Source organism: Shewanella canadensis (assembly GCF_003966225.1).
Classification (GTDB): Bacteria; Pseudomonadota; Gammaproteobacteria; order Enterobacterales; family Shewanellaceae; genus Shewanella; species Shewanella canadensis.
This window is the reverse complement of record NZ_RXNU01000006.1, coordinates 327,582-340,151: the sequence shown is the minus strand read 5'-3', so window position 1 is coordinate 340,151 and position 12,570 is coordinate 327,582. Positions and strand designations below refer to the sequence as shown.

At 44.0% G+C, this 12,570-nt stretch carries 9 protein-coding genes and 1 other RNA gene; 4 read left to right on the top strand and 6 right to left on the bottom strand.

Translation table 11 applies throughout. The features are described 5' to 3' along the window. Entirely contained in the window at positions 1-441 is a 441-nt protein-coding gene (locus tag EKG38_RS13925; protein ID WP_126520829.1) for a hypothetical protein, read from the bottom strand. A gap of 1,056 nt (positions 442-1,497) precedes the next feature. Here EKG38_RS13925 and EKG38_RS13915 point away from each other — a divergent pair. The 3 genes from EKG38_RS13915 to EKG38_RS13905 all read left to right on the top strand — a co-directional run bounded on the left by EKG38_RS13915 (position 1,498) and on the right by EKG38_RS13905 (position 6,084). Continuing rightward, complete coding sequence (locus EKG38_RS13915) at positions 1,498-2,628, top strand: GIY-YIG nuclease family protein (RefSeq protein WP_126520828.1); 1,131 nt, start codon at positions 1,498-1,500, stop codon at positions 2,626-2,628. 538 nt (positions 2,629-3,166) lie between these two features. Continuing rightward, complete coding sequence (locus tag EKG38_RS13910) at positions 3,167-4,390, top strand: DUF4297 family anti-phage-associated protein (protein WP_126520827.1); 1,224 nt, start codon at positions 3,167-3,169, stop codon at positions 4,388-4,390. 17 nt (positions 4,391-4,407) lie between these two features. Continuing rightward, positions 4,408-6,084, top strand: coding sequence for an ATP-binding protein (locus EKG38_RS13905; protein ID WP_126520826.1), 1,677 nt, complete (start codon positions 4,408-4,410; stop codon positions 6,082-6,084). A gap of 202 nt (positions 6,085-6,286) precedes the next feature. On the opposite strand, the gene EKG38_RS13900 is transcribed toward EKG38_RS13905, so the two are convergent. The 3 genes from EKG38_RS13900 to EKG38_RS13890 form a co-directional block, all read right to left on the bottom strand. Further along, a complete protein-coding gene (locus tag EKG38_RS13900) occupies positions 6,287-7,537 on the bottom strand; it encodes a site-specific integrase (protein ID WP_126520825.1) in 1,251 nt (416 codons plus the stop codon). A 73-nt stretch (positions 7,538-7,610) separates the two neighbouring features. Then, positions 7,611-7,707, bottom strand: an RNA gene (gene ffs, locus EKG38_RS13895) — signal recognition particle sRNA small type. 167 nt (positions 7,708-7,874) lie between these two features. Next, positions 7,875-8,186 (bottom strand): ComEA family DNA-binding protein, encoded by a 312-nt coding sequence (locus EKG38_RS13890; RefSeq protein ID WP_221767761.1) that lies wholly within the window; start codon positions 8,184-8,186, stop codon positions 7,875-7,877. A 397-nt stretch (positions 8,187-8,583) separates the two neighbouring features. On the opposite strand from EKG38_RS13890, the gene EKG38_RS13885 reads away from it, so the two are divergent. Further along, entirely contained in the window at positions 8,584-9,981 is a 1,398-nt protein-coding gene (locus tag EKG38_RS13885) for an SLC13 family permease (RefSeq protein WP_126520823.1), read from the top strand. A gap of 88 nt (positions 9,982-10,069) precedes the next feature. On the opposite strand, the gene EKG38_RS13880 is transcribed toward EKG38_RS13885, so the two are convergent. After that, positions 10,070-11,248 carry a trans-sulfuration enzyme family protein gene (locus tag EKG38_RS13880; RefSeq protein WP_126520822.1) on the bottom strand — a complete coding sequence of 393 codons (1,179 nt, stop codon included), beginning with the start codon at positions 11,246-11,248 and terminating at the stop codon, positions 10,070-10,072. Between the two features lie 181 nt (positions 11,249-11,429). Further along, positions 11,430-12,536: a TIGR01620 family protein gene (locus EKG38_RS13875; RefSeq protein WP_126520821.1), complete on the bottom strand. Its 1,107-nt coding sequence runs from the start codon at positions 12,534-12,536 to the stop codon at positions 11,430-11,432. Positions 12,537-12,570: the final 34 nt, after the last annotated feature.

The window sequence follows — 12,570 nt, the reverse complement described above, 5'->3', positions numbered from 1 at the left end:
CTAGAGCAAGTCTGACAAAGCTGAATACTGCAGATAGGACCACTCGATACATTCTGTCTTATCAAGCCAGAGCACTCTTTGACCATCGATATAGTCTGTGTCGTAATCCATACCACCAGTGATGAACTCATCAATTGAGTCAGGGCCTATCCACACGAAGTTCTCGGCGAACCGTGCTAGCTGCCTAAGGTCATAACGTCCTTTGCTATCTATACGCAGGTTCTCTGCATAACCTTCTAGCTCAACATAACGATGTCGAATAGCAGGTGATTGATAACTTAAGCTGGAAGTGGAGGAAGGTGTTAGTGCGTTAGGACGTTTGTTGCTTGAGCTATGAAATTTACTTTGAGATTCTTTAGATACTGCACCGTCAATGGCTTTGAAGAGACTCCAGATCTCCCGAAGCCATGACAGCAGTTTTTTAAATAGGTTTCGAAACATAGATTTTCCTTTGTGATGAGGTTTACTCTATGTTTCTTATAACGATTTTTAACCCCTGAATTGAAGATTCTTTTTATTGCAGGAGAGTTTCGTCCATATATGGCGTAAAGTGAGCCTCAGTAGTATCTTTCACATGCGCAGGACACGTTTATGCTCGTGCGACGTGAAGTCGTATGAAGCGCTGTTCACCGCTTTTGAGTGAACCATCTGTATCACCAGATGACCCTATGGCTCTGAATAAAGTAGCGAGCCAGACAATGTAACGAAATTTGGTTTTATACCGAATGGGAACAGAATCGTGAGAGGACGTTCTTCCTGATAACCACAAGTCGGGTAAGTGCTAGGGAGTCAGTATGATGAACATATGTGAATCCACCTAAGGTGCGTTATACGTGAAGCAGCGGAAGTGGTTTATACGCTGTGGCCAAAATGGCAACGAGAGTAGGAAAGAGATTGGGCAATGCTCTTTCGTGGTTGTAAAGCTCTCCGCACTAGAGTGGGCATCTAACCTGACATTGCGCGACATACGGAACACGGTAAGCCTGTATCACTCCCATTGGGAAAGTTATCTGTGAAGATAGCCGATAGTGGTGCAGGTAAAGGAGGCTGGAGAAAGCTAATGTTGCATTGTAATGATGCAGATACAGACCTTGTGTCTGGCACAAAAGTGAGCCCACTTCCAGCTGGTCTCCCGTTGCAAGAAAGTTTGAAGAACTTTGTTGATGGAGAAACGCAAATGATGACTTCAAATGAAGTTAGTGCCTCTCCTTGCTTTGCTCAATGACAATCCTTTGATAGGAAAGTCACAGAGCAGAAAGTATCAAAGCTTCAAGTGAGTATTGCAAAGGTAACCCCTGTGGTTACCGGGTAACATAGTACGCCTTAGTGGAGGCTTGAGCCGTATGCAGTGAAAGTTGCACGTACGGTTCTTAGGAGAGCAGCACCTGGCAACAGGTGCCGCTTATCCGACCACTCCGTGCTAGAAGTGCTCTATGATGTGAAATCTGGCACTACCAAGTTGACCAAATTTTAGTAATGCTACAAGGTGGTAAAACCATGCAAGGAAGCGCGAAGATTAACAAACTATGGTGGGAACATTTAGCTCCTAAAGCACTGGTTAAGCGTCATAAAGAAGTAGAAAGACTGCTTAATCGATTCATTAAGACTGACTACGGCAATTTTTGGTTTAGTGCAGCAAGAAAACCTGAGGGTGTCATTAGGTGTAAGCGTGATCAATGTATTCCTGTTTTAAAACTCAACTTTGTAGGGGACGCTCCTGGTGTTATTGCCAAGTTTGAATGTTTGCAGAAAGGCCACCGTACAGTTTCGGCACAAACTGAGTTCGAGTCAGGCAAAGTGCTTGAAGATGATGAACTTGTCATGGTGCCTTTAATTAGCGTTGATTTAGTCACAGATACACTGCTTATAGATGCGACTCGTAAGGGGAGGTCATCGATAGATGAAAGTAAAATTATTCGGCCAAGTTTATTGTTTACCATTCCTGCACACTACTTGTTATCACCTCAACATTCCCCTTTAACATCCTATGTGCTGTACCAACATATCTTCGGGCGCGGTAATTCATACCCAAACGACGGATACTTTTATGTTGGTGTTACGACGCGGAATTGGCAGAAGCGTTGGTCCGAACATCAGAGAGCTATCAAAAATGGTAGTCCCTTGCTATTTCATCGGAAATTTCGGGAAGAGAGTCAGAATGGCGGTATCTCTTATTTGAATCATAAGGTGATGGGCATAACAGATAGCATCGATGCATTGTATGAAGCAGAAGAGTTTTTGGTTGAAGGTCACTGGCTGGATGAACGCCGACTCAATATGATCCCAGGGGGTAAATCGGGGCTACGATACCTACGGGAAAATGGGCTAATTGCTAAATCGGTTGTGCCAATACCGGATGAGCGAGATCCAATTCTGAATACATGGTTTAAAAAGCACCCTCGTAAAGGTTTACCAGCGCCATGGGTTGCTGAGAAATGGCGAGATAATGATTGGGCGATAGCACAGATCTGCGGCCAAGATGGTCGGTTGTCGGCGGAGCAGGTTCGCGCAATCCGTCAACTCGCCAATGAATATACGGCAGAAGACATTTATAGTCGCATAGGTGCAAAGGATGTAGGGCAAGTGCTACGAGTTTTAGACGGGCAAACTTACACGAGAGTCGAGTAATATCAATTAATAGTTTGCATTAAAAAGGAGTTCATAACATCGATCATTGATGGTATCGGAGCATTCAGATCTCATATAGGCTCTGCATATGCTCTTGGATCTAATCCTCCTTGCATAGTAAGAGAACAAGTGCGGTTGACTATGAATGCGGCCCATACTTTGATTGCATTTATTTTGGAAATCCTGCAAAGAAAAGCTTAACAAGAAGCTTCTGTCCAATTAAGTTATATGGGTCAACTTAGCAATGCCCCAAAGTTTGTTGGCTTTTGTAATGAGGGTTTAGCATGTTTTAGTGTTTGCTTGAGCCGCGTTGGTTGCACATCAATACGAGTTGTTAATTTCACACAAAAAATCAACAAAGAAATGTGAAGTAACGCATTGAATTTAACCTGTAAATGACATTAAAGTATGACCACCTAAGGACAGAGTTGGGCAAACTCGAACTCAATCATCGAGCACGCCATTTAGGGAAGAAGAAGCCAATCAACTCTCTTAAAAAGTTTACTCTGGCTCCACTGATTTTAGCGTAGGACGAAAGATGAGCAATAGAAGTGCTGTTGACACTATACGAGGGTATTTTTACCAATTCGATCTATCTATCCTTAGCATCTTGCAATTGGAGTCACTAGATGACTCCGTTGAGGTAGAGTGCATTGAGGATATAGACATCCGAACTGCGACTGAAGTTACAGCTACGCAGTGCAAGTATTATGCGAAGACGGAATACAACCACTCGGTAATCAAAGATGCAGTAAAGCACATGGTTTCTCACTTTAGGGAAACCTTACTAGGGACAAAACCCAAAGTATCCTACGCTATCAAGGGATATTATGCCTCAGGCCAAGAAAAATTGGACGACGGTGTCGATGTTGCTTTTCTGAAAGATAATTTCCTAACGTACTCAAAAGGAAGGGGCTCTTCCAAAGTTACGCACTACCATCATACTGAGCTTGGTCTTTCTGATGCTGATCTTAAAGAATTCCTGAAACGCCTTACTATAGACGTCTGGGCAAGGGAATTTGATGAACAATACCGCGAGATACTCGATGCTATCCAAAAGAGCTTTGTATCCACAACATTCGCCGCAGAATACTTCTACTACAATAACGCGCTTGCCGTTATTCGCCAGCTATCGATCAAATCGGTTCCGGCTGACAGAACTATCACCAAAAAGAAGTTTCTAGAAAGGGTTAACACATCAACCGTCCTATTCAATGAATGGTTTATAGAGAAGAAGGGTAAGAAGGCTCATCTTTCGGCTCTCCGTAAGGAGTATTTCACCGAGTTAAATATATCTCCATATGAGCGATTTTTTTTAATAGAAGTGGACCCAAACGGTTATGTCCGTAGCGATCTTAAAGATATTTTTTTTCAGCTTTCCAAAAAATGGGCAAAGCTGTCTGCACGAGAACCTTCTCCCTTTTGTCCATACATCTATGTACACGGCGTGCCTAGTGACGAACTCATTGCGTTGAAAACAGAGCTCATCTTGGAAGATTTTAAGATCATAGATGGTCATGATTTTCAAGGAGCGGACTTCAGCCATCGTTCTATCGCACAGAAGGCCACATATGGCAATAAGATAAAGATTAAGGTACTGAACACACTTCCAAATATCGAGCAAACTGTTGGTGCAATCTTTACAACCCGACGCATCTACCAGTTTTATTTAGGCAACAGCTATTTCGATCACGAAGATCCGGCAATCAGGCATGTCAAGATTCAGGTTGAAAAGCTATCGGACATCCAATCCATAATCTAAATAGTAGGCACTAGAGTATGATAAACGCACAACAAGAACAAATTAACGCCCAAGTCATCGCCGTATTTCCTGATAAAGTACGAATCGTCGTGGACGACCTTGAAGACTTCAAGATAGCGGAAGAATCACTGAAGGTCGGTTCTTATGTAAAGATAGCTGATAACGAGAACGCAATCCTTATTGCAATTATTGAGAATTTCCAGATCTCTGTCAGTGCAGTCGGTAAGCGAGAGCACATTATCGAAGCTTTCCCGCTAGGCATACTAAGGGATGGAAAATTCGAACGTGGTGGCGATTCACTCGCAATACCGCCCAAAGAAGTCAAGCCAGCAACTATAACGGATATTATGAAGATTTACGGCGATTCGGTTCCTGAAGTGGAGCGGTTCTGTTTTGCAACGCTGGCGTCAAATAGGGATGTTCCCGTGCCTGTCAACGGCAACAAGTTCTTTAATAAACATATCGCTGTAGTTGGTTCCACCGGCTCTGGCAAGTCACATACCTTAGCAAGTATCATCCAGAAGGCAGTGGCAGAAAAGGATGGTGACTTTTCACTTAATAACTCACACGTGATTATTTTCGACATTCATTCTGAGTATAAATCCGCTTTCCCTTCAGCTAACCACATAGATATCTCCAATCTCGTTTTGCCTTATTGGATGCTGAACAGTGAGGAGTTGGAAGAGTTTTTCCTCGACACTGAAGGTAACGATCACAATCAAAGGAATATATTCAAGGAAGCAATAATCAGAGAGCGTCGAGCAAAATTTAATGGTTCGCCGGATGATAAGAAGAAAATTCACTTAGACACCCCCCTTCAGTTTGATATCCGTAAAGTACTTGAATATGTTGTAGAGAAAAACAGTGAAGTCATAGACTCGGGCGAGGTCTATGCGTCCGGCGCGAAAAAAGGTCAACCAAAGTTCACACAGGGAAGTCTCTTTGGGAAACTTACTAATTTCGTGAACCGATTGGAAAATAAGCTCAGCGACAGCAGGCTCGATTTTTTCCTTGGTGATAAATCGAAGGACGTTACTTTCGAGGAAACCCTTCAGGCTCTACTGGGATATTCATCGAGCAACAAGTCGAACGTGACTGTCATTGATCTCAGCGGCGTTCCATTTGAAGTGTTAAGCATCACAGTCTCACTCATATCTCGTTTGGTGTTCGAGTATGGATACATCTATAAACGCATTAGATGCACTAAGCAACCAGATGAAAAAATCAATAATGATACTCCCATCTTGCTGGTTTATGAGGAAGCGCATAAGTACGTCCCGAACAGTGACCTTTCTAAGTACCGTTCGTCTAAGGCCTCAATTGAGCGAATAGCAAAAGAAGGTCGAAAATACGGAGTGACGCTACTATTGGCGAGCCAGCGTCCATCTGAGATATCAGAAACAATTTTTTCCCAGTGTAGTAACTTCATTGCAATGCGTCTGACCAATCCTGCTGACCAAGGATATGTGAAGAAGTTACTTCCGGACTCTCTTGGTTCGTTAATCGACAAAATGACTTCATTTCGTCAAGGTGAAGCTTTGTTGGTGGGGGAATCAATTATTCTTCCATCAATCGTCCAGATTGATCCATGTACAAATGCACCTTCTTCCAACGACATCCCTTACTGGCAGCTTTGGAAAGAAGAATGGAAAGACTTGGATATCAGTGCAATTAAGTCAGAGTGGTATAAGTAAGCATCATATTTTTGTTGTTGCGTCAGCAATCAATACTCTCAAAAATCAAAGTCGTTTACTTCATTTAGGCCAATTACAGCTAATCCTAGGTAGATGACTTTGAGCATAAACTCTAACGAACTACTGTCCATATTTAAGCTAGCCTGGGAAACACATTATTTGCCCAAGTTAACTATGCTACTTAAACCACAACAGCAAGGCCTTAATCCCACTCCAAAGCCTTAACTAGCTTTAACATGTTTTCAATCTTGTACTCTTTACCATAGCGGTCAAAGGTTATAGAGCCATGAGAATGCCCTAGTAACCCTGCGACCATGTCCGAGCTAAACTCCTTATGCTTAAGCTGAGTAGCCACTGCATGACGAATGCCATGTAAGGTGTCTCGCTCCCCCCAACCTAACTTAGGCTTAAAGGTGTAGAACCATTTAGAGACCTGATGTGAATAACCACGAGTCGATATCTTCCTAAGTTCTGGGAATAGTCGCTCATGGCCGCTAGCCTGTTGCTTATCAACAAACTGAAGGAAGCCCATAGCGATTAACTTAGGGTGAATAGGGATGACACGTTCACTGGTCGCGGTCTTGATAGACTGATCTGGATGTGTCGCTCTAATGTGGATGCAGGGATAACCATCAATGACAGTAAAGTCATCTATATATAGTTGAGCTAACTCCCCTAGCCTCGCGCCAGTATAAGCAGCAAGCCTTGGTAACCATGCACGATAAGGCATCTTATGCTCAGTTGTTGATGGGATTTCCCTAAATAGCTGTTTGATTTTGGTCTCGCTCAAGGCATCACGCGCCTTAGAAGCTTTAACCTTTGCCGACACTTTAATAGTTAAGCCTACCATCGGATTGTTAATGCCGTAATGAAGACTTGCCCACTGTAATAGTGCAGAGACTCGGGTCAGTCGCTTGTTGACAGTAGATACTGCAAGGTCAGCTTTAGATGAGAAGTGTCGTTTGTATTCTAATGCCTTAGCCAGTGTGAACTTTTCAAGACCTATATCGCCTAGAAGAGCAATCATATCTTTATAGGTCTGACGGTTAACCTGTTCACTGTGTGGTGACCATGCGCCTTGCTTACTCTTCTCTTGGCAAAACTCTTCTACAACTTGACTAAGTCTTGGGAGCTTAGAATGACTGTTGTTGCTTTGAGTCGTAATAGTGGGAGCTGAAACCTTGGTAGGTCTTGGGGCCTCTTGCGTGCAGGCTTGAGTATCGACCGTCTCAGTAGTGCCCTGAGTATCACCATCGGCAACACATCTAAGTTGACTTAACACCAGCCAAGACTTACGAGCAGCTTCAAATCGGTCTCTAGTGGCTAATGACTTTCTCAGCTCGCGCTTGCCAATACTAGAACGCAGATCTACAGGTACGACTATTCGCGCATACCAGATGCCATGACGAGATTGAAATAAATAAGGGGGAGAATCGGGTAGATGTTTGCTCACAGTATGTACCACCAAGTGTACCACCTGAGGTAATTCTGAGCTAAGTTATTGATGTACTAGGAGATTGGAGGTTCCCCTAGAGCCGCACCCCGGCACATGAGTCACTTGCTGCGGTTGCTCCCTTCCAGGCCTGGCCGAGTTCACAAGTTATCATTGCGGGGGGACCCTAGGGTCACCATTGCTTTCTCGAGATAAACACCTCAGAGAACGGCGAGCATTATCTACTATGCTCGCCCAGCAATCAAGCCTTTACACTAAACATATCCAGAGAACTGCACCGACTGCTGATTCTATAAGCAAATATAGGTAAACAGCGCTCTTTGATGGTTCTGTTCGACTACAAAGTGATCACTCCCTTATTCTTTTCAATCAATTTTGTTCCAATGCCCTTCACTTTGGCAAGATCGTTAATTGAATCGAACTGCCCATGGCTTGTGCGATAATCAATTATCGCTTTTGCCTTGGACTCACCGACCCCATTAAGCAAGACTAACTCTTGAACGGGAGCGGTATTGATGTTGATACTATGATGTTGGTTTTGTGATTGAACGACATCGACCTGAGGGCTTTTGGTCGTAGCCTCGGCAATGTTGATATTAAGCGACAGGAGTGCAGCAGCAAATAACGCAGTAATCACTGTGTGTTTCATAATTCTATTCCTTCTTGTAAGTAGTCCATTCATTTATGGCCATCAGTCCATTAATCCCTGGCCACTTTACAAATGTAGATCAATAGCTCACTTCTTGCCAACAATTGATTCCTGCATCATTGGCGCAAACAAAAACAAAACCCAGATCACACTTTCCGATTTATTGGTAAGTTTCACATTCACAGATACTGACTCAACAAAGCCCTGTTTTGAAATTCAATCAGAATTTTTTAGATCATCAAAGCGTTTATCAAGTCACGAAATATGACAAAAACAGATCTACTTCACCTATTTCTTTTGAGGTAGCCGTAATAAAGACACAATCAAATTTATTTTGTGTAACTGAGCGGCTGAGCTAGTGTGTTCCATCCTGATAATAACGATAAAGGACATTCGAATGTCTATGGAACAAACCGAAGGATATTTAACTGAACCAAGCCTCTCAGAGAGCAAAGCGCAGAGAAACTATCTTATTTTATTTGCCGATATAGCTCTATTTATAATGCTTTATAATTTTCTTCCTTTCGAAGAAGGCATTAACACTGGGCTTTCCATTCTCATCTTTGCCGCGATCCTTTGGCTGACAGAGGCTATCCACATCAGTATCACCGCCATACTTATTCCTATCCTGGCCGTGGTATTAGGTGTATTTGAAACGAAAACGGCAATGAGTAATTTTGCCAATCCGATAATCTACCTCTTTTTTGGTGGTTTCGTTCTTGCTGCAGCACTAAATCAACAGGGAATAGATAAACTCATAGCCCATAGAGTGCTTACCGCTTCAAAAGGCAAGCTCAGCCTTGCCTGCATGTTTTTATTCGGCATAACGGCTCTGCTATCCATGTGGATAAGCAATACGGCAACGGCTGCTATGATGCTGCCACTCGCATTGGGCATTTTGCAGCAACTCGACTTTAAAGAGCATAAAAAAACCTACCTGTTTATGCTTCTGGGCATAGCGTATTCCGCTAACATAGGTGGTATTGGTACCTTAGTGGGTAGCCCTCCAAATGCAATCGCTGCAGCCCAAGTCGGCCTAAGCTTCAGTGATTGGTTAGAGTTTGGTCTTATCACTGTAGCCTTAATGCTGCCGACCATGCTTATTGCCCTGTACCTATTCTTAAAACCGGATCTTTCAGTCATCTGTAAATTATCGACTTCAGAGACCAAATTAAATTTTCAAGGCAAGCTAACCCTACTGGTCTTCATTACAACTGTGTGTTGTTGGATATTCAGTAAACCCATTTCACAGGCACTCGGCGGGATCTCAAAATTCGATACGATAGTAGCCCTAAGTGCAGTTGTTACCTTAGCTGGCCTTGGATTAGTCGACTGGAAGAGAATTGAACGCACTACCGACTGGGGCGTACTCATCCTGTTTGGTGGCGGTTTAACCTTAAGCGCAATATTGAAAGCCACGGGAACCAGTGTCTTCCTGGCACATTGGGTTACCGATATCTTTGGTAACACTCATATGGCACTCTTCACCTTTGCGGTGATCTTCTTTGTTGTCATGTTAACCGAATTTGCCAGTAATACGGCCAGTGCCGCTCTACTCGTACCAGTGTTCGCTGCAATCGCAGAGGCACTCGGGCTATCACCGGTCATGTTATCGGTATTAATTGGTATTGCGGCCTCTTGCGCCTTTATGCTGCCCGTCGCAACGCCACCTAACGCCATTGTTTATGGCTCAGGGTTTATCAAACAATCGGAGATGATGCGAGCGGGTGTCATCATTAACTTTATCAGTATGTTTGTGCTGTATATCATCGCCCATACGTTCTGGAATATTTAACTCTCGAATTTAAAGCTCCCATAAAAAAACGCCACGCTGGAAAGCGCGGCGTTTGTTTTGGTAAACCTGGACTATTAAACCTGAGGCATTAAATCTGGATAAGGGCCTGCTCCAGGTCGACAATCAGATCTTCAACCGATTCAAGACCGACGGAGATCCTCAACAGACTCGCGCCAATCCCCGCAGCCTCCCTCTCTTCATCTGAGTATGGAGAATGCGTCATGGATGCAGGATGTTGGATAAGTGATTCGGCATCACCTAGGCTCACGGCAATAGCAAAAAGGTGTAAGCCATTAATAAATTTGATGCTCTGATCCAAACTAGCATCAAGCTCGAAGGCAATGACTCCACCGGCTCTTTTCATCTGTCGCCCTATGAATTGGTGGCCGCTATGTCCCTTGATCCCCGGGTAATAAACCTTGGTGACCCTATTGTGATTCAGTAAATATTGAGCGATCACCTCTGCATTATCACAATGCCGCTCGAGCCGTACATCTAATGTCTTAAGTCCCCTTAAGATCAACCAGGCATCATGGGGAGAGAGAACTCCGCCTAAGTCTTTGAGCGTCTCATATTTAATCTTTTCAATCTGCTCATTAGAACCACAGATAATGCCGGCGATGACATCACCATGGCCGTTCAAATATTTAGTCGCACTATGAATAACGATATCGATACCGTGACTCAGTGGTTGCTGAAGCAACGGAGTCATAAAGGTATTATCGACAATGCTGACCAGTCCATGTTGCTTCGCGATCTCAGCAATTCCATCGAGGTCGAATACATCGAGGTGAGGGTTGACCGGGGTTTCACAGAATATGACTTTGGTGTCAGAGCTTATGGCATCAGCAACCGCGCTCAGATCATTAAAATCGACCAAAGTCACTCGAATACCAAACTTGACCAGCTGTGAAGTCATCAAGGAGAAAGTACAACCGTAAACGGCTTTAGACGCGACAAGGTGGTCCCCTTGACTCAAATTAGTCAATAGAGCCGATGATACCGCCGCCATGCCCGACGCGGTTGCCGTGGCGGCCTCTGCCCCCTCCAAAACAGCCATCTTTCGCTCAAGTTCGGCTGTCGTCGGGTTTCCCAGACGAGTATAAATATAACCCGCTTCATCGCCTGCAAATCTCGATGCCCCCTGCTCGGCATTATCAAAGACAAAGGTGGCACTCTGACATAGAGGCGAGACTAAGGCTCCAGAGCTGTCTTTGATGTGTCCGGCATGTATCACTTTCGTGGCGGGCTTCCATTTATCCTGCATAAAATCTCTCCAAGGTCTGATATCCAAACCACCACCAGAATAAGCGAGTCGCTATTCGAGCAGTATTTGAATAGAGCATCACCGACGGTTAGAATTATTATGTATGCATTAAATGTCAGTGATAACTTACCTTGACCGCTATTCACTGCCCGAGCAAACAATCATCAAAAATTTAACTGACTTAAGATGTAAAATCTTTGTTACGAGATACGCTTTTGGTTAAAACCGCCGAAGAGAAATCTTTAAGATCCAGGAGTAATTCTTTATGGATACCAGACAACTTAGGACGTGACTTGTCCTGAAACGAGATGGGCCTACACAACGCCATTGCCTGATAACCCAATCTGGCTGTCAGCAAACCACCGCCAAGCCCTTGCCCTAATCTGGCGGAGAGTTTGCCCGACATTTCGACAGATAATAGTTGTGTCCCCAGATCTGTGATAATTTCACTCGTACCGGCGTAAACAATGTTGGTAATAATTCCCCGTATCAATTTAATACGGCTCCAATAACCCAGCTCAATACCATAGCATTCTGCAATTTTATAAATCATACGTTGGTTACGCCAAAGAATGATCGCCATATCTAACAAGGCTAACGGGCTGGCAGCTAACAGAAGCGCCGACTCTTGAGAAAATCTTCTTACATATTTTTTGGCAATAAGGTCCCTTTCACTCAATACCAGCTCATCGAATAAAATAAGCTTCTCGGCATCATTATGCTCATCATTGATAGAGGATAGGTAGCGACTCAAATCCACATCTTTCGGCAATTGAGAAAGCAATTTATTGATAAACTTATCCGCTTCGCCAACCTGCATACTTTGCGACAGTCGGTCACCGGTTTGTTGCGCCTCTTCAACCGATTTAAGTCTTACCAACTTACGCCACTCGCTCACCGTGATTGTGCCGGCCCATAAAGAGATAATTGAAGTGACAGAGACATAGAGCCCAAACAACCAGGGGCTCTCAATCCAGGCGCTCTGTAACCCTAACAGAGTTTCAGTCACTACCAGACCAAGCACGCCCACCAAAGAGAGCTTAGCAAGTACTGACCAACGTCGCTGACGGGGGGACTTCCCCCTTTTACTTTCTGCATCGAAGGTCGCATCGAACGCGGCATCAATATCGCCGTCTATGCTATCACCTTGCTCGGCTAGTGGTTCTGTGGTGAATTCAAGCGGCTGTTCATCGTAATGTTGAGCGCCTTTAAGAGTGGGAGATGCAGCTTCGATAACGGGCTCGAACACCTGCTTTTTTTTCAGACCATTTTCAGTTTCATGCATCATTGTTCCACCATCATGGAAGTTTTACTGTATACCC